We start from the raw sequence: 21,151 nt of genomic DNA, 5'->3' as shown, positions 1-21,151 counted from the left end.
CTAACATTAGCCTGCGATGAGCAACAAATGCGCGCGCTTTGCGCGCCGCGCGCCGTTCCCCCTTATCGCGCCTTGCTTTTTACATTATAATGCCTGCCTTTTTGCGGCAGCGTCTGCCTGAAGGTTATCTGCCGGATAATCTCACTACACGACGACACAATCGGGCTGCCCATGCTGCAGCGGCGAAGTTAAAAGGATAGCGTTATGCGTACAGAATATTGCGGGCAGATCAATCTGTCTCATGTTGGTCAGCAAGTGACTCTCTGCGGTTGGGTTAACCGTCGCCGCGATCTCGGGAGCCTGATCTTTATCGATATGCGCGACCGTGAAGGCATCGTTCAGGTCTTTTTCGATCCGGATCGTCAGGACGCCTTTAACCGCGCCTCCGAACTGCGCAACGAGTTCTGCATTCAGATCACCGGCGTGGTGCGCGCGCGCGAAGAGCGCAACAAAAACCCCGATATGGCCACCGGCGAAGTGGAAGTGTTCGCTACCGAGCTGACCATCATCAACCGCGCCGAGCCGCTGCCGCTCGACTCCAACCAGATCAACAGCGAAGAAGCGCGCCTGAAATACCGCTATCTCGACCTGCGTCGTCCGGAGATGGCACAGCGTCTGAAAACCCGCGCGAAAATCACCAGCTTCGTGCGTCGCTTTATGGATGACCACGGCTTCCTCGATATCGAAACGCCGATGCTGACCAAAGCGACGCCGGAAGGCGCGCGCGACTATTTAGTGCCGAGCCGCGTGCATAAAGGCAAGTTCTACGCGCTGCCACAGTCGCCGCAGCTGTTCAAACAGCTGCTGATGATGTCCGGTTTCGATCGCTACTACCAGATCGTTAAATGCTTCCGCGATGAGGACCTGCGCGCCGATCGTCAGCCGGAATTTACCCAGATCGACGTGGAAACCTCCTTTATGACCGCGCCGCAGGTGCGTGAAGTGATGGAGCGCCTGGTGCGTCAGCTCTGGCTGGAGGTGAAAGGCGTCGACCTCGGCGAATTCCCGCAGATGACCTTCGCCGAAGCGATGCGCCGTTATGGCTCCGATAAGCCGGATCTGCGCAACCCGATGGAGCTGGTGGATGTCGCCGACCTGGTGAAAGAGGTTGAGTTCAAAGTCTTCTCCGGTCCGGCCAACGACGCCAAAGGCCGCGTTGCGGCGCTGCGCGTGCCGGGCGGCGCCGGGCTGAGCCGTAAGCAGATCGATGAATACGGCAAGTTTATTGAAATTTACGGCGCGAAAGGGCTGGCCTATATCAAGGTCAACCAGCGCGCTCAGGGCCTGGAAGGCATCCAGAGCCCGGTGGCGAAATTCCTGACTGCGGAAATCGTTGAGGCGATCCTGACACGCACCGGCGCGCAGGATGGCGATATGGTGTTCTTCGGCGCGGATAAAGCGGGCGTGGTGGCGGATGCGATGGGCGCGCTGCGTCTGAAGCTGGGCCGCGACCTGAGCATCACCGACGATAAAGCGTGGAAACCGCTGTGGGTGGTCGATTTCCCGATGTTCGAAGACAACGGCGAAGGCGGCCTGACCGCGATGCATCACCCGTTCACCGCGCCGCGCGACATGACGCCGGAGGAGCTGAAGGCCGCGCCGGAAACCGCTATCGCCAACGCCTACGATATGGTGATCAATGGTTATGAAGTGGGCGGCGGTTCGGTGCGTATCCATAACGGCCAGATGCAGCAGACAGTGTTCGGCATTCTCGGCATCACCGAATCTGAACAGCGCGAGAAGTTCGGCTTCCTGCTCGACGCGCTGAAGTTCGGCACGCCGCCGCACGCGGGCCTGGCGTTCGGTCTCGACCGTCTGGTGATGCTGCTGACCGGCACCGACAACATTCGTGACGTTATCGCCTTCCCGAAAACCACCGCTGCCGCCTGTCTGATGACCGAGGCGCCGAGTTTCGCCAATCCGGCTTCGCTGGAAGAGCTGGCGATTCAGGTGGTGAAAAAGGATAAGCCAGAGAGCCTGTAAGATGAGCTTTAAGCATCCCGTTTCGGTACTGGTAGTGATTTACGCGCAGGATACCGGGCGGGTGCTGATGCTGCAGCGGCGCGACGATCCCGATTTCTGGCAGTCGGTCACCGGCAGCCTGGAGCAGGGCGAAACGCCCACTGACGCCGCGCGGCGCGAAGTGGGGGAGGAGCTGGCCATCGATGTGGCGGCGGAAGCGCTGACGCTGGAGGATTGCCGGCGTCAGATTGAGTTTGAAATCTTTCCGCACTTTCGCCACCGCTACGCGCCTGACGTCACGCATAATACCGAACACTGGTTTCGCCTGGCGCTGCCGCACGAGCGCAGCATGGTTCTCAGCGAGCATCTGGCCTGGCAATGGCTGGCGGTTCCTGAGGCGGCCCGCCTTACCAAGTCCTGGAGCAATCGCCAGGCGATTGAAGAATTCGTCGGCTAACCCGCTGCCGACAGCCGCGCGCCGCCGTGACCCGGCGAGCGCGCTGAAGCCGTCAGTCACTGACTGATACGAAATCAACAGCGTCGGGCATCAGGCGCGCTGTCTCCCTGCGGGGAAGCTGGCCTTGAGATGTCTGACCGGTGTCAAACTGGAGAGAGCAGAGTTATGGCAGGTCATAGTAAATGGGCCAACACCAAACACCGCAAAGCGGCACAGGATGCCAAGCGCGGTAAGATTTTTACCAAAATCATTCGCGAGCTGGTCACCGCGGCCAAGCTGGGCGGCGGCGATCCGGCGTCTAACCCGCGTCTGCGTGCGGCGATGGATAAAGCGCTGTCCAACAATATGACGCGTGACACCATGGATCGCGCCATCGCCCGCGGCGTCGGCGGCGATGACAACAGCAACATGGAAACCATCATCTATGAAGGCTACGGCCCGGGCGGCACCGCCGTGATGGTAGAGTGTCTGAGCGACAACCGTAACCGTACCGTCTCCGAAGTGCGCCACGCCTTCACCAAATGCGGCGGCAACCTCGGCACCGACGGCTCCGTGGCCTACCTGTTCACCAAAAAAGGCGTCATCTCTTATGCGCCGGGGCTGGATGAAGATGCGGTGATGGATGCGGCACTGGAAGCGGGCGCGGATGACGTAGTGACCTGGGACGACGGCGCGATCGATGTCTTTACCTCGTGGGAAACCTTCGGCGAAGTGAAAGACGCGCTGGACGCAGCGGGCCTGAAAGCGGAAACGGCGGAAGTGACCATGATCCCGTCCACCAAAGCGGATATGGATGCGGAGACGGCGCCGAAGCTGATGCGCCTGATCGATATGCTGGAAGATTGCGACGACGTGCAGGAAGTTTACCATAACGGTGAGATTTCCGACGAGGTGGCGGCCACCCTGTAAGGGCGACCGCGACCGCCAACCTGACGGAGTAGCCTGATGGCGATTATTCTGGGCATTGACCCGGGCTCACGGATCACCGGTTATGGCGTGATTCGTCAGGTGGGGCGGCAGCTAACCTACCTGGGCAGCGGCTGTATCCGCACCCAGGTTGACGATCTGCCCACCCGTCTGAAGCTGATTTACGCCGGCGTCAGTGAAATTATCACGCAGTTCCAGCCCGATTTTTTCGCTATCGAGCAGGTCTTTATGGCGAAAAACGCCGATTCGGCGCTGAAGCTGGGCCAGGCGCGTGGCGCGGCGATTGTCGCCGCGGTTAATCAGGATCTGCCGGTGTTTGAATATGCGGCGCGCCAGGTGAAGCAGACGGTGGTCGGCATTGGCAGCGCGGAAAAAAGCCAGGTGCAGCATATGGTGCGCACGTTGCTGAAGCTGGCGGCCAACCCACAGGCGGACGCCGCCGATGCGCTGGCAATCGCCATTACCCATTGCCATGTCAGTCAGAACGCCAGCAAGCTGAGCGATACCCGACTGAATCTGGCGCGCGGCAGGCTGCGTTCGTAAGCCATTATCAGGCTGGATATTCATCCAGCCTTTTTTATGTTATAACTCTGACACTTTCTCCCCCCTGTATCAAAGGAAGCAACTGTGATAGGTCGTCTGCGAGGCATCATTCTGGAAAAACAACCGCCGCTGGTGTTGATTGAAGCGAACGGCGTGGGCTATGAAATCCACATGCCGATGACCTGCTTCTACGCGCTGCCGGAACTGAACCAGGAAACGATTATCTTTACGCAGTTTATCGTGCGCGAAGATGCCCAGCTGCTTTACGGCTTCACCAGCAAGCAGGAACGCGCGCTGTTTCGCGAGCTGATCAAGGTGAACGGCGTCGGGCCGAAGCTGGCGCTGGCGATCCTCTCCGGCATGTCGGCACAGCAGTTTGTCACCGCCGTTGAGCGTGAAGAAGTGGCGACGCTGGTTAAGCTGCCCGGCGTCGGCAAGAAAACCGCCGAGCGTTTGGTGGTGGAGATGAAAGACCGCTTTAAAGGCATGCATGGCGATCTGTTCGGCGGCGACGCGACCTTTACGCTTACCAGCGAAAACGCGGCGCCGGAAAGCAACGACGCCGAAGCCGAAGCGGTTGCCGCGCTGGTGGCGTTGGGGTATAAACCGCAGGAAGCCAGCCGGATGGTCAGCAAAGTGGGCCGCCCGGACGCTGATTGTGAAACCCTGATCCGTGAAGCGCTGCGTGCCGCGCTCTGAGGTAACCCATGATTGAAGCCGATCGCCTGGTCTCCCCTGACAACACCAGCGAAGAAGAAATTATTGACCGCGCCATCCGTCCGCGCCTGCTGGAAGAGTATGTCGGCCAGCCTCAGGTGCGCGAGCAGATGGAGATCTTCATTAAGGCGGCCAAAATGCGTGGCGACGCGCTGGATCATCTGCTGATTTTCGGTCCGCCGGGGCTGGGCAAAACCACTCTGGCGAATATCGTGGCGAATGAGATGGGCGTCAACCTGCGCACCACCTCAGGCCCGGTGCTGGAAAAAGCGGGCGACCTGGCAGCGATGCTCACCAACCTTGAGCCGCACGACGTGCTGTTTATTGATGAGATCCATCGTCTGTCGCCGGTGGTGGAAGAGGTGCTTTATCCGGCGATGGAGGATTACCAGCTGGATATTATGATCGGCGAAGGCCCGGCCGCGCGCTCGATTAAGCTCGATCTGCCGCCCTTTACCCTGATCGGCGCCACCACCCGCGCCGGCTCCCTGACGTCGCCGTTGCGCGATCGTTTCGGCATCGTGCAGCGTCTGGAGTTCTACCAGGTGAAAGATCTGCAGCATATCGTCGGCCGCAGCGCCGCCTGCCTGGGGCTGGATCTCAGTGCGGAAGGGGCGCTGGAAGTGGCGCGCCGCGCGCGCGGTACGCCGCGTATCGCTAACCGCCTGCTGCGCCGCGTGCGCGATTTCGCCGAAGTGCGCGCCGAGGGCGTGATGGATGGCGAAGTGGCGGCGAAGGCGCTGGATATGCTTAACGTCGATAGCGAAGGCTTCGACTATATGGATCGCAAGCTGCTGCTGGCGATTATCGACAAGTTTACCGGCGGCCCGGTCGGTCTCGACAACCTGGCGGCGGCGATAGGCGAAGAGCGCGAAACCATTGAGGATGTGCTGGAACCCTATCTGATCCAGCAGGGCTTTATCCAGCGTACGCCGCGCGGCCGCATTGCCACGCAGCATGCCTTTAAGCATTTCGGCATCAGCCGCGAGATCTGATCTCTGCCGGCGCCGGACGGATAGCAGCGTCTTACGACCCGAAGCGCCGATAGCGCCCGAATCGCCCATAAAAAACGCCGGCAGCTGCCGGCGTTTTTTATGGTGAAGACCACCGGCGGCTTACGCCGGCGCGCGCTTCAGCTGGCTTAGAATAAACAGCAGCGCGGCGCACAGCACCACCGACGGCCCCGCCGGCGTATCGTAAAAGGCGGAGAAGGTCAGCCCGCCGGTTACGGCGATAGCCCCCACGCCAATCGCCAGCAGCGCCATCTGCTCCGGCGAACGGGCAAAGCGGCGCGCAGTCGCGGCCGGGATCACCAGCAGCGAGGTGATGATCAGCGCGCCGACGAACTTCATCGCCACGCCGATGGTTAGCGCGGTGACCAGCATCAGCAGCATACGGGTGCGGGCGATATTCACGCCGTCCACCTGCGCCAGCTCCGGACTGATGGTCATCGACAGCAGCGGCCGCCACTGCCAGGCGAGGGCCGCCAGCACCAGCGTCACGCCGCCGCCGATAATCCATAAATCCTCCGGCGTTACCGCCAGCAGATCGCCGAACAGATAAGCCATCAGATCGACGCGCACGTTGGACATCAAACTGACCACCACCAGGCCAAGCGACAGCGCGCTGTGCGCCATAATGCCCAGCAGCGTATCGATAGCGAGGTGAGGGCGCCGCTCCAGCCAGACCAGGCCCAGCGCCAGCAGCAGCGTCACGGCGATCACCGCGTAAAAGGGGCTGACGTTCAGCAGCAGGCCGAAAGCGACCCCCAGCAGCGAGGCGTGCGCCAGCGTATCGCCGAAATAGGACATGCGGCGCCATACCACAAATGAACCGAGCGGACCGGCCGCCAGCGCCAGCATCATGCCGCCCAGCCAGCCGGGAAGTAATAGTTCGAGCATTATTGTCCCTGTCCCTTACGCAAAACAATTCGTCCCTGCAAATCGTGACGATGGTTATGGTGATGACGGTAAATCGCCAGCTGCTCCGCGCCGCGCGGGCCGAACATGGCGATAAATTCAGGATGCCGGGAGACCGCTTCCGGCGTGCCGGAGCAGCAGATGTGGTGGTTCAGGCAGAGGACCTCATCAGTTTTCGCCATAACCAGGTGCAGATCGTGTGACACCATCAATACCGCGCAGTTAAGCTCCATACGCAGCTGATTGATCAAATCATACAGCGCCACCTGGCCGTTAACGTCGACGCCCTGCGTCGGCTCATCCAGCACCAGTACGTGTGGCTGGTTAAGTAGCGCGCGCGCCAGCAGCACGCGCTGCGTTTCGCCACCGGACAGCTTTTGCATCGGCGCATGCTGCAGGTGTCCCGCCTGCACGCGCTTCAGCGCCGGCAGCACATCCGCCTTGCGCGTGCCGGAACGCAGGCGCAAAAAACGCTCCACGGTCAGCGGCAGGGTGGCGTCGAGATGCAGCTTCTGCGGCACATAGCCGATGCGCAGTTTGTCATCGCGCTTCAGCGTGCCGCTGTCTGGCGCAATCAGCCCGAGAACCACCCGCACCAGGGTCGATTTCCCGGCACCGTTGGGGCCAAGTAAAGTCAGAATCCGTCCCGGCTCCAGCGTTAATGAGATATTGGACAATACCTGACGCTGGCCAAAACTGACTGAGATATTTTCCAGACTAATCAGTGGGCTCATAGTTATTAAGACTTGCAGAAGTTATCGGATGTTATAATATCACAATCCATCCCCCCGTCACGATGGATTGAAGCATTATGTTACAGAATAAAAAGGCGTTATTTTCTCTGCTATTACCCCTTGGTATTGCCGCTTCGCTTAGCGCGCCCGCCAGCGCAACGGTCGTTACCTCTATCAAGCCGCTCGGCTTTATCGCCGCCGCTATCGCCGATGGCGTTACGCCGGTTGAAGTATTGCTGCCCGACGGCGCGTCGGAACATGACTACGCGCTGCGTCCTTCCGACGTCAAACGCTTGCAGGGCGCGGATCTCGTGGTCTGGGTCGGGCCGGAGATGGAGGCCTTTATCAGCAAAACTGCGAGCGCATTTCCCCCTGAGAAAAATCTTGAATTGGCCAGTTTGCCGTCGGTAAAACCGCTACTTATGACCGGCGCTGAAGAGGAAGATGAGCATCATCATGACGGCGACGACGATCATGATGCAGCGCATGAACATCATCATCACGGGCAATATAATATGCACCTGTGGATGTCCCCGGAAATCGCGCGCCAATCTGCGGTTGCAATCCACGAAAAATTATTGGAACTTATGCCGCATAGCAAAGACAAACTTGACGCTAACCTGCAGCAATTTGAGTCAGAATTGACGAAAAACGATGAGCAGATAGCGCGTCAGCTGACGCCTGTGAAAGGGAAAGGATATTTCGTTTTTCATGATGCTTACACCTATTTTGAAAAGCACTACGGTCTCACGCCGCTTGGCCATTTTACCGTAAATCCTGAGATCCAACCGGGCGCGCAGCGCTTACATCAAATTCGAACACAGTTGGTTGAGCAAAAAGCGACCTGCGTTTTTGCTGAGCCACAGTTCAGGCCGGCGGTCATCGATGCCGTTGCCAGGGGAACGCAGGTGCGCAAAGGCACGCTCGATCCGCTGGGAATGGGCATCAGCTTAGGAAAAGACAGCTATGTGAAATTCCTCTCACAGCTGTCGAGCCAGTATGAAAGCTGCCTGAAAGGAGCATGAGGAATCACTTAAAGTGCAACAGATAGCCCGCTCTGTCGCCCTGGCATTTAATAATCTGCCGCGACCCCACCGCGTTATGCTCGGGTCGCTCACCGTTGTTACTCTGGCCGTCGCTGTCTGGCGGCCTTATGTTTACCATCCGGGTGAAACCTCACCCATCGTTAAAACCATCGAAATCGATAAAAACGAACTGCGCACGCTGCTGCCGGAAGCGAGCGAGCCGCTCGATCAGCCGTCTCCCGCGCCGGAAGATGACCTGCCAAAAGATGAAATCGACGAGGATGTGACGGCGGAAGCCGGCACCCACGACTACGTGGTCTCCAGCGGCGATACCCTGAGCAGCATTCTCAACCAGTACGGCATTGAGATGGGCGATATCAGCCAGCTGGTTAAAGTGGATAAAGATCTGCGTAATCTGCAGGTCGGCCAGCAGATCTCCTGGACGCTGACCGACGACGGCCAGCTGCAGCGCCTGACCTGGGAGATATCGCGCCGCGAAACCCGCACCTACGATCGCGTCGACAACGGCTTTAAGATGTCCAGCGAGCAGCAGAAGGGCGAGTGGAAAAACAGCGTGTTGACCGGCGTGGTTAACGGCAGTTTTGTTACCAGCGCCCAGCGCGCCGGCCTGAACAGCGCCGAAATCAGCAGCGTGATCAAAGCGCTGCAGTGGCAGATGGATTTCCGTAAACTGCGTGCCGGCGACAAATTCAGCGTGCTGATGTCGCGTGAAGAGCTGGACGGCAAAAAAGAGCAGAGCCAGCTGTTGGGCGTGCGTCTGCGCACCGGCGGCAAAGATTACTACGCGATCCGCGCCGAAGACGGTAAATTCTACGATCGCAGCGGTTCCGGCCTGGCGCGCGGCTTTATGCGCTTCCCGACGGTGAAGCAGTACCGTGTCTCCTCTAACTTCAATCCGCGCCGTTTGAACCCGGTGACCGGCCGCATTGCGCCGCATAAGGGCGTCGACTTCGCCGTGCCGATCGGCACGCCGGTGCTGGCGGTGGGCGACGGTGAAGTGGTGCAGGCGAAACACAGCGCCGGCGCGGGCAACTACATCGCTATCCGCCATGGCCGTCAGTATATGACGCGTTATATGCATATGAAGAAGCTGCTGGTGAAACCGGGCGACAAAGTGAAGCGCGGCGACCGCATCGGGCTTTCCGGCAGTACCGGTCGTTCGACCGGGCCGCATCTGCATTATGAAATCTGGATCAACAACCAGGCGGTTAACCCGCTGACGGCGAAACTGCCGCGCACCGAAGGGCTGACCGGCAAAGACCGCTCCACCTTCCTGGCGCAGGTCAGGGAAGTGCTGCCGCAGCTGAAGCTCGATTAAGCCTGGCGCCCGGCCGGCGGGCGGCGTGGAATACGCGTCGTCCGCCTTGTCGTTTTCTGCCTGAATTCGTACAATTTCCCCGCGATTTATCTGCGGTTTAGCGCCTGCCTGCGGTAACCGTTGCAAATTTACCTGCCCGCACTATCATTAGCCGCTTATTGACCGAGGCGAGTGCATGGAAACCAGCAAGAAAAAAAGCAATACCGAATTTATTCCCGTCTTTCAGAAGTCCTTCCTGTTGCCGAAATACTGGGGCGCCTGGCTGGGCATCGGCGCCTTCGCCGGTATGGCGCTGCTGCCGCCGTCCCTGCGCGATCCCATCCTGGGCGCCGCCGGCCGCCTGGCGGGGCGTCTGGCCAAAAGCGCTCGCCGCCGCGCGCAAATCAATCTGCTCTACTGCCTGCCGGAACGCTCTGAAGCGGAACGCGAGGCGATTATCGATGAGATGTTCGCCACCGCGCCGCAGTCGATGGTGATGATGGCCGAGCTGGCGCTGCGCAACCCGGAACGGGTGCGATCGCGCGTGCGCTGGCACGGCAAAGAGATCATCGAGGCGATGCAGGCGAACAAAGAGAACGTGATTTTCCTGGTGCCGCACGGCTGGGCCGTGGATATTCCGGCGATGCTGCTTGCCTCCGAAGGGCAGATGATGGCCGCGATGTTCCATAACCAGAGTAATCAGCTGTTCGACTATATCTGGAACCGCGTACGTCGCCGCTTCGGCGGTCGTATGCACGCCCGTAACGACGGCATCAAACCTTTTATCAGCTCAGTGCGTCAGGGCTATTGGGGCTACTATCTGCCCGATCAGGATCACGGCGCGGAACATAGCGAGTTTGTCGATTTCTTCGCGACCTATAAAGCGACGCTGCCGGCGGTGGGCCGCCTGATGAAAGTGTGTCGCGCGCGCGTGGTGCCGCTGTTCCCGGTCTATAACAGCAAAACCCACCAGCTTGATATCTTTATCCGCCCGCCGATGGACGATCTGCTGGAGGCGGACGACCATACGCTGGCGCGCCGGATGAATGAAGAGGTGGAGATCTTTGTACGTCCGAATCCGGAACAGTACACCTGGATCCTCAAACTGCTGAAAACGCGGCGCGAAGGGGAAATTGAACCCTATAAGCGTAAAGAGCTTTATCCCCGTAAAAAATAGCCCGCGCGACGGCGGGCATGTTCTCTGCAGCGGGGGCGGGCGCCAGCGTCGCGCCCGCCGGTCAGGCCGGGTCGAGTTTGCTGCGGCGCTTGCGCTCGCGCAGAAACGCGGTCACCAGCAGCAGCCACAGCAGGCCGCTTGCCAGATTGATCAGGCTGAACCAGGCGGTACCACCGTGGAAATACCCATACTTCGACAGCTCAATCCCCACCGCGAAGGCCAGAATGCTCACCATCCCTAACATCGCGGCAACGCTGCCTTTGCCCGCACTGCTGGAAAACAGCGTCAGGCGATAAAGCCCGGCATTGACCATTCCCGCGCCGTAAGCGTAGATGCTCAGACCGGCAGTCAGCCACAGGTAGCTGTGGCGATCGATAATCGAGGTGAGCGTCGCCAGCGCCAGACCGGCGAGAATCGGCCAGGCGCCGAAGCGCAGCGGCCCTTCAATCGGCAGACGGCTCGCCAGCCGGCCCAGCGTCAGGTTGCCGGCGATCATCGCCAGGAATACCGGCAGCTGCAGCAGCGCGTAGTCCATACGCGTCAGCCCTTCATCATGTATCAAAATAACCGGCGACAGCGCCACCCAGGCGAGGATCGGGATAAACACCAGGCCGATAGCCAGTGAGCCGCTCATCACCTGACGGTCGCGCGCCAGCCCAAGATAAACGCGCCCCAGGCTTTTCAGGCTGATGGAGACGCTGCGGTCGCCGGCGGTTTCCGGCATCGCGCGCCACAGGCCGACCAGCGCCACGGCGGCGAGGAGGGCGAACAGCCAGAACATGGTGCGCCAGTCGCTGACGGTGAGAAAAGCGGCGCCCGCCAGCGGCCCGGCCAGCGGCGCCAGCAGGGCAACGTTGGCCATCAGCGCCATAATGCGCACGCTGCGCGCTTCGTCAAAGGCTTCCTGAATGGCGGCATAGCCAACCGCGCCGATAAAGCAGAGGCTGGCGCCCTGGAAAAAGCGCAGGGCGACAAACTGCTCGATCGAGGCGACCCAGTGCGTCATCGCGCAGCAGACGATAAAAAACAGCACGCCGGCCAGCATCACCGGGCGCCGGCCATATTTATCGGACAGTGGCCCAAGCAGCCACTGCAACAAAATGCCGCCGATCAGATAGGCGGTCAGTGAGGTCGACACCCACTCGGCGCCGACATGGAATTCGCTGGTGACCAGCAGCATGCCGGGCTGGATCATATCGTGGGCGATATAGGTGGCGAACTCGAACAGCACCAGCGAGAGCGGAAATAATAGATGCCTGAAGCTCAGGCGGGAAACCGGGGTATATGCGGCCATGCGGGTATGCTCCAGAAATGTAAAAAACGCGACCGAAAAGGCGGTCGCGTCAGATGATGGCTCAGGGCGTATCGTAAGCGACATACCGCGCCTGCAAAGCGGCAAAGCAGGGTTTTCCTGCCGGCCCGGCCCGCGTGGCGGGACGTTTTGCTTACGGGGGGCTGTCGCTCACTTTTTGAGTTGGTCAGCATGCTGACGCGCCCGCGTCAGTATAGCGGTCAAAATAATACTACAGATCAATTATTCCTGATGCGCATAAACGGCAATCGGGTTAGTCAGCTCGCCGGCGAACTTCAGATTTTCCGCCGGATCGGACAGATTGATCATCTGCTGATTGTTCGCCAGCTGCAGCCGGTTCAGGCAGGAGAGGGCGAAAGTCGGGGCAAACATATCGTAGCGGGCGAATTTACTCGCCAGCTGCGGATGCGCCTGCTGATAATCATGCACGCACTGCGCCACGCGCTGCCAGAAGCGGTCCTGCGGCAGCGTGCCGCTGTCGTCCAGAATCGCCGACACGAAGCGGAAGATGCAGTCGAAGACGTCGGTGAAGATAGAGAGCAGCTTCAGGTTATCGGGGACATCCACCGCCAGCCGCTGCGCCTTCTCCGGCAGCGTCGCTTCCGGATCCAGCACCGCGATCTCCTCGCCGATATCCTTCATATAGGCGCTGACCGGCACATTATTCTCCAGCAGCAGGATCAGGTTTTCGCCGTGCGGCATAAACACGATATCGTGCTGATAGAAACAGTGCAGCAGCGGGCTGAGATAGCAGGTGAGGTAGCGATCGATCCACGCCTCCGCCGCCAGACCGGAATCGGCGATCAGCGCCGGCAGCAACGCCTGCTGATGCTGATCGATATGCAGCAGCGACGCCATGGTCATCAGGCGCTGGCCCGGCTTGAGCTGCGCGACCGGGTTATCGCGCCATAGCGCGGCGAACATCTTTTTGTAGGCGGAGTCGCCCTGAATGGCACGCTCGTAGTAGCGGTTGTGGTAGCCGATGGCCGCCACTTCGCGCAGGATGCGGAAATCACAGCGCTGCAGCCACGGATCCTGATTGACCACCCCTTCCAGCCACTGATTGACTGCCGGCGTCGTGGCCATGTAGTAGGGCGACAGCCCGCGCATAAAGCCCATATTCAATACCGACAGTGCGGTTTTCACATAGCGCTTCGTCGGCTGGCTGCGGTTAAAGAAGGTGCGGATCGACTGCTGCGCCTGATATTCCTCTTCGCCTTCGCCCAGCCAGATAATGTCGTGCGCGGCGATATCGGGGGCGAATACCGTCAGCAGCTTGTTCTGCCACTGCCAGGGATGTACCGGCATAAACAGGTAATCCTGCGGATCCCGCGCCAGTGCGCGCAGGCGATCGGTAAAGGCCGCGAGGGTGGTTTCGCCCAGCTCCTCCTCTATCAGCTGCCGGTAGCTCAGCGCATCGAGGCTGGAGAAATGCGCGTTACGCGTATGCACCGCCACCCAGATCAAACGGATCGGCGCGGCCGCTTCCGGCGCGTAGGCGAGATAGTCGCGCGCATCGAAGCCGATGCGGCCGTTGTTGGCGACAAAGCAGGGGTGGCCTTCGGTCATCGAGGCTTCCACCGTCTGGAAATCCGCCTGCGTCAGCGCCGCGCTGTCCGGGTTGCCTTTCTGCAGCTTATAGACGCTGCTGCACAGGGTGCTGGTGATCTCTTCCATATAGGTTGCCAGCATGGCGGCGGGAATGCCGATCTGCTGATTAAACTCGATGATAAACTGCAGCGCGTCCAGCGGGCGCGGCGCGCCGTTTTCGCTTTTTTCCAGCGTGTGCGCGTCGATCTGCCAGTGATCGAGCGCCAGCCGGCGGGCGCGGAAGCGGTAGACCGCCTCGCCGCCCGGCACCGCCAGCTGCCAGCCGTCACCGTCGGGTTGCGGGGCGATCAGTTTTTCATGGGCGAATTCGGAGATCGCCTTGCGCACCAGCAGCCGGTTGGCCAGCGCCCAGTTGTCGCCGGTAAGATGATGGCCGTGAGCGAGAGAAGTGGAGATTGTCATCGGTGAGTGTTCCTGCTGTTGAGCCTGCTGATAATCTTCGCGCTGGCAGAAAGCGAGCCACGCGGTTTTATGTCCCATATCGATGGTGTGCTGGTAACGGAAGCCGGCGCGTTTGTTCAGGCGATGAATTTTCTCATTGCGCACGTCCGGCTCCACCACCACGCGGCGTACCTGCGGCAGGCTGAACAGATAATCCATCACCGTGCTGAACACCTGCCAGCTGAACTGCGCAACCGGCTTTTCAGCCGGGGCGATCAGAATATGCATCCCGTAATCGTCAGGGCGCGCCGGGTAGTGCTTGCCCACCTCATCCTGCTGCGCCTGATAAAACTCCATCAGAAAAACCGGCTCGCCGTTGCAGAGACCGATGACCGCCGCCTGCGGATTATCAGCGGTCAGCTGGCGGTAAAAGGCGGCGACCTGCTCCAGCGTATCGTTCTGCATTCCCCAGAAACGGGCGTACTCCTGCGTCACCCAGCGGTGGATCAGCGGGGCGTCTGCGGCGGTCATCGGCCGCAGGGTAAACGCCCCGGCCGCGCGTTGGCACTGATATAGCGTGGTCATATTACTGCTCCGTCTCTGCCGGGAAGGTCTGGAAGGCGATGCGCTGCTCAACCGGGTAGATTTCGCGCCCGGCGATCTCGCGGATCAGCACCGAGTTGCGGTAGCAGGCCATACCGAGATCGGGCGTCACAAAGCCGTGCGTGTGCAGCTCGGCGTTCTGGACGAACACCGCGTTATGGCGATCGATACTGTAGTTACGCTGCACGTCGTAGCGCCCCTGCTCATCCCAGCGCAGGCGGCTGGCGATGCCTTCGATAAACTGCGGCGGCTGATAGTGATAGCCGGTCGCCATGACCAGCCCTTCGGTGCGACGGGTATAGTGCTGATCCTGCTCGCGCTGGTGCAGCGACAGCTCCAGCTCATCATTCGGCAGGCGACGCAGCCCGGTCAGCGCCGAGTTGGTAAACAGCCGCACCTTCAAATCGCCATCCAGCTGCTTGATATACATCAGATCGTAGATGTCGTTAATCAGGCTGCTGTTGATACCTTTAAACAGGTTTTTATGACCGGCGTTCAGCTGGTCGCGCTTGCCGGGGGGAAGGGCGTGGAAGTAGTCGATCCACTCCGGCGAGGTCATCTCCAGCGTCAGCTTGGTGTATTCCAGCGGATAGAAGCGCGGCGCGCGCGTGATCCAGTTCAGCTGGTAGTCGTGCTGGTCGATATCGCTCAGCAGATCGTAGAAAATCTCCGCCGCGCTCTGGCCGCTGCCCAGCACGGTGATCGAGCGCTGCGCCTGCAGCTTCGCTTTATTCACCAGGTAGTCGCTGGAATGCACCACCCGATCGCGCAGCGGGCGGCTGCACTCCGGCAGCCAGGAGACCGGCCCGGTGCCCAGCACCAGCTTGCGCGTCAGCCAGCTGCGGCGCTCGCCGCTGCGGGTATCGACGGTGTGCAGCTGATAGCACTCACGGGCTTCATCGTAGCTGGCGTACTCCACGCGCGTGTTCCAGCGCAGGTTATCCAGCTGCGAGCAGGCCCACTGGCAATACTGGTTGTACTCTTTGCGCATCAGAAAAAAGCTTTCACGGATATAAAAGCTGTAAAGCTTTCCTTTCTGCTTCATATAATTCAACAGGCTGAAGCGGCTGGTGGGGTCGGCCAGCGTCACCAGGTCGGCCATAAACGGCGTCTGCAGATGGGCGCTTTCCAGCATCATGCCGGTGTGCCAGTCAAAGCCGGGATTCTGATCGAGAAACAGGCCGTTGACCTCTTCCAGCGGCGCGGTAAGGCAGGCGAGACCGAGGTTAAACGGACCGATGCCGATGCCGATAAAGTCATAAATGGTGTCGTTCATCATTATGCCCTTACTGATTCGCTGCGTTTAATGACAGGCTGCGTGACAGCTCGCGCCCGTAATGGGTGATCAGCGCTATCACATCTTCCATATCGGCGACGCTGGTGGCTGGATTAAGCAGGGTGAACTTCAGATACTGACGGCCGTTCACTTTAGTACCTGCTACCACCGCATTGCCGGAGCGGAACAGTGCCTTGCGGATCTGCGCGTTGACCTCATCGGTGATCTCGTCGCTAAGACCCGGACGTGGAATAAAGCGAAACACCTGGGTGGTCAGCTCCGGCGCGTGCAGCACTTCAATTGCCGGATGCGCCTGCAGCAGGCGATGGGTTTGCTGCGCCAGCGCCAGCACGCTGTCAAAGGCTGCGCCCAGCTGCTGTGCGCCCATAATGCGCAGCGTCATCCACATCTTCAGCGCGTCGAAGCGGCGCGTGGTCTGGATGCTTTTGTTGACCAGGTTAGGCGTGCCTTCCTGCTGCGCGCTGAGCGGGTTGAGATAGTCGGCATGCACCGTGACGTGGCTGAGATGGTGGCTCTCACGCACAAAGAAGGCGCCGCAGCTGACGGTCTGGAAAAAGGATTTGTGGTAATCGACGGTCACCGAGTCGGCATGCTCAATGCCCTGCAGGCGCTGGCGATGCTGCGGCGACACCAGCAGGCCGCAGCCGTAGGCGGCGTCGACATGCATCCAGAGCTGATAGTGGCGGCAGATATCGCTTACCGCCTGCAATGGATCGATGCTGCCAAAGTCGGTGGTGCCCGCCGTGGCCACCACCGCAATCGGGATCAGTCCTTCCTGGCGGCACTGCTGGATCGCCTGCTCAAGTTTGGCGGCATCCATGCGGTAATGGTCGTCATGATCGACGGCGATCACCGCATCATAGCCAAGACCAAGAATGGCGGTCGATTTCTGAATGCTGAAATGGCTCATTTTCGAGGTAAAAATTCGCCATTTGCCCGCTTCCGGCGGCAGGCCGCGCTGTTTGATCAGGTGGCCGGGATGTTGACGCGCGCACCAGCTGTCGCGCGCCAGCAGCATCGCCATCAGGTTAGACTGGGTGCCGCCGCTGGTGAAAATCCCATCGGATCCGGCGGGCAGCCCGATGCGCTGCAGCGTCCAGTCGATCACCTTCTGCTCGATCAGCGTGCCGCCGGCGCTCTGATCCCAGGTATCCACCGAACTGTTCACTGCGCTCATGATCTGCTCCGCCAGCAGTGAAGGCAGCACGATGGGACAGTTGAGATGCGCCACATATTTTGGATGGTGGAACCAGACGGCGTCGCGCAGATAGACGTCAGACAACTCGGCCAGCGCCGCCTGCTCATCGCCCAGCGGCGTGTCGAGATCGATAGCGCGCAGCGCCGGCGCCAGCTCGTGCGGCAAAATGCCGCTGAATGGCTTTTCCGTTTGCTGCAGCTGCTGACGGATCAGCGCCAGCGCGCTCAGGGTCTGCTGCGCGTACTGCTCCAGCTGCGCTTCATTAAAGAAAAAAGCCGCGCTGTCGGCGGAGGTAGCGTTGCGGGCTGCTGAAGCGCTGTTTTGCGTTGTTGCGGAAACCAATCCCATTTCCTTGACCTTATTTTGGACGTAAGAACCCCGTGACGACATAACGTGTATGACGACCCTGTACGTCTGATGCGCCACGGCATCAGTTAAAGTTATTTAATGCATTGCCGAAGAGGCGAGACTCACCGGCAAGAAAGCGAAGCGATGGGGATAACCTTTTTCAGCGGCAGACCTCCCATTTCCTACGGATATCACTGTTTATGTTGCGCAAATGCTGCAACTGATAATGTGAATGCGATTATAAATAGCAATCATTATCATTCAATAGGATTTTTGTGACAAATGAGTTATAAGTATCATTAATATTTAAAGTGTGATTAAGATCACATTTTTCTCAGTAGTAGTGATACAAATAACAGGGAAAAAGCGAGCCGGATCGGCTGAATTGTCGCCAGCAAGTGAGTGACAGAGGGCAGGCTGCAGAATGCTGAGGGCAGCGGACGGGATACAGAGGGCAGAGGATAAAGGGCAGTGAGCAGGGGCAGTGAGCAGGGGCAGATGACAGAGTGCAGAGTGCAGAGTGCAGAGGGCAGAAGGTAGAGAACGGGGGACAGAGAACAGGAGGCAGGCGCAGGCGGCAAATGTCAGATAGCAGGCGACAAGCAGCTGATAACAGGCGCAGGAGACAACTGGCAGAGAACAAGGCAGGCAGCAGGAAAAGGAAAGCCTGGCAACAAACAGCGCGCGGAGCGGCCGCGCGCAGCGTTAATGCACCTGTGAAAACGCCGCAGGCCAGCCGCGGCGTCAGGCGTTAATCAACCAGCAGCACGCGGCTGGTATTGGTGGTGCCGGTAGTGCCCATAACATCGCCCTGCGTCACGATAACCAGATCGCCGGAAACCAGGAAGCCCTTGTCGCGCAGCAGGTTAATCGCATCGTGCGCTGCCGCCACGCCGTCATTATTGCTGTCGAAATAGACCGGCGTGACGCCGCGGTAGAGCGCTGTCAGGTTCAGCGTGCGCTCATGACGCGACATGGCGAAGATGGGCAGCCCAGAGGTGATGCGCGAGGTCATCAGCGCGGTGCGGCCCGATTCTGTCATGGTAATGATCGCCGTGACGCCCTGCAGGTGGTTGGCGGCATACATGGCCGACATCGCAATCGCCTCTTCGACGTTATCGAACTGCACTTCCAGACGGTGCTTCGACACATTGATACTCGGCACTTTTTCCGCGCCGAGGCAGACTTTCGCCATTGCGCTGACGGTTTCCGCCGGATACTGACCGGCGGCGGTTTCCGCTGACAGCATCACCGCATCGGTGCCGTCCAGCACGGCGTTCGCTACGTCCATCACTTCGGCGCGCGTCGGCATCGGGTTGGTGATCATCGATTCCATCATCTGCGTGGCGGTAATTACTGCGCGGTTCAGTTGACGGGCGCGGCGGATCAGCGCTTTCTGAATGCCCACCAGCTCCGGGTCGCCGATTTCCACGCCCAGATCGCCGCGCGCCACCATCACCACATCCGACGCCAGGATAATGTCGTCCATCGCCGCCTGGGTAGAGACCGCCTCGGCGCGCTCCACCTTCGCCACGATTTTCGCGTCGCTGCCCGCTTCCTGTGCCAGGCGGCGCGCGTAATTCAGATCTTCGCCGCAGCGCGGGAAGGAGACCGCCAGATAGTCGACGCCGATTTTCGCTGCGGTAGTAATGTCCGCTTTGTCTTTTTCCGTCAGCGCCTCGGCGGAGAGGCCGCCGCCCAGCTTGTTAATCCCTTTATTGTTGGAGAGCGGGCCGCCGACCGTCACTTCGGTAAACACTTTGCTGTCGCGTACTTCCAGCACTTTCAACTGTACGCGGCCATCGTCAAGCAGCAGCACGTCGCCCGGCACCACATCTTCCGGCAGGCCTTTATAGTCGATGCCGACTTTCTCTTTATCGCCTTCGCCCTTGCCCAGATCGGCGTCAAGCAGAAAACGATCGCCGACGCTGAGGAATATCTTGCCTTCCTTAAAGGTCGACACGCGGATTTTCGGCCCCTGCAGATCGCCAAGAATGGCGACGTGGCGGCCCAGGCGGGCGGCGATGTCGCGCACTTTATCCGCACGCAGCTGATGATCCTCGGGCGTGCCGTGCGAGAAGTTAAGTCGCACTACGTTAGCCCCGGCGGCAATAATCTTTTCCAGGTTGTTATCGCGGTCGGTGGCCGGGCCTAAAGTGGTTACGATCTTGGTTCTTCTGAGACGTCGGGTCATGGGTTTTCCTTAAGGTGTAGAAACCTGAGTGATGCACAGAGTAAGCATGGATGGTCTGATTATGATTATTTATCGGCTTGCAGCGGGTAAACTTTCCTCTCTGTTGCTCTCGTACGCGCGCTTTTAGCGGCGGAGAGAGAAGATAATCTGTTCGACAAATACAATACTGACACCCGTTGCTAAAGTCACTCTTCCTGCACGCTGAAGGAAAACTTCATTGATAACAGACAAGATTTAACGCAGCGAACGGGCGACAGCGCGCGCCGGCGCGCTTAGCGCGGTGCGGAAAGGGCATCGCTCGCTTTATCCAGCCGCGACGCTTTCAGCGCCTCTTTAACCCGCCGGAGATTGTCGCGAAACTGGGCGCCGCGATGCAGGGTGAAGCCGGTCGCCAGCACGTCAATCAGCATCAGCTGCGCCATGCGTGACACCATCGGCATATAGATGTCGGTATCCTCCGCCACGTCCAGCGCCAGCAGCAGCGACGCTTCGCGCGCCAGCGGCGAGCCAGAGGCGGTAAGGGCCAGCACCGCCGCGCCGTTCTCGCGCGCCAGCTGTGCCAGCTCTGTCAGGGATTTGGTGCGGCCGGTATGGGAGATCAGCACCACCACATCCTCCGTACCGCTGTTGATGCAGCTCATGCGCTGCATCACCACGTCATCGGAATAGATCACCGGCACGTTGAAGCGAAAAAATTTGTTCATCGCATCGTGCGCTACCGCCGCCGAGGCGCCCAGCCCGAAGAAGCTGATCTTTTTCGCCGCCGCCAGCAGTTCGACGGCGCGCTGGATCGCCTGCATATCAAGCTGCTGGCGCACCTGTTCAAGACCGGCCAGCGCCGAATGGAAGAGCTTATCGGTGTAGATTTCCGCCGCATCATGCTCGTCAATATTGCGGCTCACCCAGGGCGTGCCGGTCGCCAGGCTCTGCGCCAGCTGCAGTTTGAAATCGGGAAAGCCTTTGGTCTGCATCCTGTGACAGAAACGGTTTACCGTCGGATCGCTGACGCCCGCGCTGCTGGCCATCAGGGCGATACTGGAGTGGATAGCGCTTTCCGGCGCCGCGAGGATCGCTTCGGCGACCTTACGTTCAGATTTGCTGAGGTGGGGAAGCTGCGTTTGAATTCGGTCCAGCATGTTGTTCATTTGGTCACGCTCATCACTTCCGTCGATTTCATTTACAGGTGCATCCGATGGTCATTTACTGAGAATATACCGTGCGGCGACAGCAACATGGCAGCGCAGGTAAAACGCTTCCTGACGTTTTTTGCCAGAATATGAGCTGTGTCTGATTTTTACCGGCCGAAGCCATAAGAAAAGTAAGGTGAAATCGATGCGCGATTGGACCAGAGCGTCGCTAAAATAAGCGGTTATGGCAAAAGAGGCGGGCGCCGGTTTACCCGCGCCGGTTAAACACAGTACATTGTGC

At 59.6% G+C, this 21,151-nt stretch carries 17 protein-coding genes; 9 read left to right on the top strand and 8 right to left on the bottom strand.

All coding sequences use genetic code 11. From position 1 onward, the window contains the following. Positions 1–204: 204 nt before the first annotated feature. The 6 genes from aspS (at position 205) to ruvB (ending at position 5,601) form a co-directional block, all read left to right on the top strand. Entirely contained in the window at positions 205–1,983 is a 1,779-nt protein-coding gene (aspS, locus tag C2E15_RS12255; RefSeq protein ID WP_104957614.1) for an aspartate--tRNA ligase, read from the top strand. Between the two features lies 1 nt (position 1,984). Then, complete coding sequence (gene nudB, locus C2E15_RS12250; protein ID WP_104957613.1) at positions 1,985–2,419, top strand: dihydroneopterin triphosphate diphosphatase; 435 nt, start codon at positions 1,985–1,987, stop codon at positions 2,417–2,419. Between the two features lie 165 nt (positions 2,420–2,584). Continuing rightward, positions 2,585–3,328 carry a YebC/PmpR family DNA-binding transcriptional regulator gene (locus tag C2E15_RS12245; protein WP_104957612.1) on the top strand — a complete coding sequence of 248 codons (744 nt, stop codon included), beginning with the start codon at positions 2,585–2,587 and terminating at the stop codon, positions 3,326–3,328. A 36-nt stretch (positions 3,329–3,364) separates the two neighbouring features. Beyond that, entirely contained in the window at positions 3,365–3,889 is a 525-nt protein-coding gene (ruvC, locus tag C2E15_RS12240) for a crossover junction endodeoxyribonuclease RuvC (protein WP_038625640.1), read from the top strand. A gap of 84 nt (positions 3,890–3,973) precedes the next feature. Further along, on the top strand, positions 3,974–4,588 hold the full coding sequence (gene ruvA / locus C2E15_RS12235) for a Holliday junction branch migration protein RuvA (protein ID WP_104957611.1): 615 nt from the start codon (positions 3,974–3,976) through the stop codon (positions 4,586–4,588). A gap of 8 nt (positions 4,589–4,596) precedes the next feature. After that, positions 4,597–5,601, top strand: a complete 1,005-nt coding sequence (gene ruvB / locus C2E15_RS12230) for a Holliday junction branch migration DNA helicase RuvB (protein ID WP_104957610.1) — start codon at positions 4,597–4,599, stop codon at positions 5,599–5,601. A 120-nt stretch (positions 5,602–5,721) separates the two neighbouring features. Here the strand turns inward: ruvB and znuB are convergent, their stop codons facing one another. After that, positions 5,722–6,507, bottom strand: a complete 786-nt coding sequence (gene znuB, locus C2E15_RS12225; RefSeq protein ID WP_104957609.1) for a zinc ABC transporter permease subunit ZnuB — start codon at positions 6,505–6,507, stop codon at positions 5,722–5,724. Beyond that, a complete protein-coding gene (gene znuC, locus C2E15_RS12220; protein ID WP_104957608.1) occupies positions 6,507–7,259 on the bottom strand; it encodes a zinc ABC transporter ATP-binding protein ZnuC in 753 nt (250 codons plus the stop codon). The genes znuB and znuC overlap by 1 nt, the downstream gene beginning before the upstream one ends. 77 nt (positions 7,260–7,336) lie before the next feature. On the opposite strand from znuC, the gene znuA reads away from it, so the two are divergent. The 3 genes from znuA to lpxM all read left to right on the top strand — a co-directional run bounded on the left by znuA (position 7,337) and on the right by lpxM (position 10,779). Then, complete coding sequence (znuA, locus tag C2E15_RS12215; protein ID WP_104957607.1) at positions 7,337–8,284, top strand: zinc ABC transporter substrate-binding protein ZnuA; 948 nt, start codon at positions 7,337–7,339, stop codon at positions 8,282–8,284. A 13-nt stretch (positions 8,285–8,297) separates the two neighbouring features. Then, positions 8,298–9,623 carry a murein DD-endopeptidase MepM gene (gene mepM / locus C2E15_RS12210; protein WP_104957606.1) on the top strand — a complete coding sequence of 442 codons (1,326 nt, stop codon included), beginning with the start codon at positions 8,298–8,300 and terminating at the stop codon, positions 9,621–9,623. Positions 9,624–9,798: 175 nt separating this feature from the next. Next, positions 9,799–10,779 carry a lauroyl-Kdo(2)-lipid IV(A) myristoyltransferase gene (lpxM, locus tag C2E15_RS12205; RefSeq protein WP_104957605.1) on the top strand — a complete coding sequence of 327 codons (981 nt, stop codon included), beginning with the start codon at positions 9,799–9,801 and terminating at the stop codon, positions 10,777–10,779. A 61-nt stretch (positions 10,780–10,840) separates the two neighbouring features. Here lpxM and C2E15_RS12200 read toward each other — a convergent pair whose 3' ends face one another. The 6 genes from C2E15_RS12200 to C2E15_RS12175 all read right to left on the bottom strand — a co-directional run bounded on the left by C2E15_RS12200 (position 10,841) and on the right by C2E15_RS12175 (position 20,868). Then, complete coding sequence (locus C2E15_RS12200) at positions 10,841–12,073, bottom strand: MFS transporter (protein WP_104959166.1); 1,233 nt, start codon at positions 12,071–12,073, stop codon at positions 10,841–10,843. A gap of 240 nt (positions 12,074–12,313) precedes the next feature. After that, positions 12,314–14,668 (bottom strand): GNAT family N-acetyltransferase, encoded by a 2,355-nt coding sequence (locus C2E15_RS12195; protein ID WP_104957604.1) that lies wholly within the window; start codon positions 14,666–14,668, stop codon positions 12,314–12,316. Position 14,669: 1 nt separating this feature from the next. Beyond that, positions 14,670–15,962, bottom strand: coding sequence for a lysine N(6)-hydroxylase/L-ornithine N(5)-oxygenase family protein (locus C2E15_RS12190; RefSeq protein WP_104957603.1), 1,293 nt, complete (start codon positions 15,960–15,962; stop codon positions 14,670–14,672). A 10-nt stretch (positions 15,963–15,972) separates the two neighbouring features. After that, on the bottom strand, positions 15,973–17,529 hold the full coding sequence (locus C2E15_RS12185; protein WP_104957602.1) for a pyridoxal phosphate-dependent decarboxylase family protein: 1,557 nt from the start codon (positions 17,527–17,529) through the stop codon (positions 15,973–15,975). A 751-nt stretch (positions 17,530–18,280) separates the two neighbouring features. Further along, entirely contained in the window at positions 18,281–19,723 is a 1,443-nt protein-coding gene (gene pyk / locus C2E15_RS12180; protein ID WP_104957601.1) for a pyruvate kinase, read from the bottom strand. A 272-nt stretch (positions 19,724–19,995) separates the two neighbouring features. Then, positions 19,996–20,868, bottom strand: a complete 873-nt coding sequence (locus C2E15_RS12175) for a MurR/RpiR family transcriptional regulator (protein ID WP_104957600.1) — start codon at positions 20,866–20,868, stop codon at positions 19,996–19,998. Between the last annotated feature and the right edge of the window lie 283 nt (positions 20,869–21,151).

It is taken from the genome of Mixta gaviniae, from assembly GCF_002953195.1.
Lineage (GTDB): Bacteria > Pseudomonadota > Gammaproteobacteria > Enterobacterales > Enterobacteriaceae > Mixta > Mixta gaviniae.
Note: the sequence above shows the minus strand (reverse complement) of the source record. Positions and strands in the feature narration are given on the sequence as shown.

Excerpts from the sequence above, each read along its gene's own strand:
- ruvB (WP_104957610.1), top strand. The coding sequence starts at position 4,597 with ATGATTGAAGCCGATCGCCTGGTCTCCCCTGACAACACCAGCGAAGAA.
- pyk (WP_104957601.1), bottom strand. The coding sequence starts at position 19,723 with ATGACCCGACGTCTCAGAAGAACCAAGATCGTAACCACTTTAGGCCCG.
- znuB (WP_104957609.1), bottom strand. The coding sequence starts at position 6,507 with ATGCTCGAACTATTACTTCCCGGCTGGCTGGGCGGCATGATGCTGGCG.
- nudB (WP_104957613.1), top strand. The coding sequence starts at position 1,985 with ATGAGCTTTAAGCATCCCGTTTCGGTACTGGTAGTGATTTACGCGCAG.
- C2E15_RS12200 (WP_104959166.1), bottom strand. The coding sequence starts at position 12,073 with ATGGCCGCATATACCCCGGTTTCCCGCCTGAGCTTCAGGCATCTATTA.
- C2E15_RS12245 (WP_104957612.1), top strand. The coding sequence starts at position 2,585 with ATGGCAGGTCATAGTAAATGGGCCAACACCAAACACCGCAAAGCGGCA.
- C2E15_RS12195 (WP_104957604.1), bottom strand. The coding sequence starts at position 14,668 with ATGACCACGCTATATCAGTGCCAACGCGCGGCCGGGGCGTTTACCCTG.
- ruvC (WP_038625640.1), top strand. The coding sequence starts at position 3,365 with ATGGCGATTATTCTGGGCATTGACCCGGGCTCACGGATCACCGGTTAT.
- znuC (WP_104957608.1), bottom strand. The coding sequence starts at position 7,259 with ATGAGCCCACTGATTAGTCTGGAAAATATCTCAGTCAGTTTTGGCCAG.
- lpxM (WP_104957605.1), top strand. The coding sequence starts at position 9,799 with ATGGAAACCAGCAAGAAAAAAAGCAATACCGAATTTATTCCCGTCTTT.
- aspS (WP_104957614.1), top strand. The coding sequence starts at position 205 with ATGCGTACAGAATATTGCGGGCAGATCAATCTGTCTCATGTTGGTCAG.
- C2E15_RS12175 (WP_104957600.1), bottom strand. The coding sequence starts at position 20,868 with ATGAACAACATGCTGGACCGAATTCAAACGCAGCTTCCCCACCTCAGC.
- C2E15_RS12185 (WP_104957602.1), bottom strand. The coding sequence starts at position 17,529 with ATGGGATTGGTTTCCGCAACAACGCAAAACAGCGCTTCAGCAGCCCGC.
- znuA (WP_104957607.1), top strand. The coding sequence starts at position 7,337 with ATGTTACAGAATAAAAAGGCGTTATTTTCTCTGCTATTACCCCTTGGT.
- C2E15_RS12190 (WP_104957603.1), bottom strand. The coding sequence starts at position 15,962 with ATGAACGACACCATTTATGACTTTATCGGCATCGGCATCGGTCCGTTT.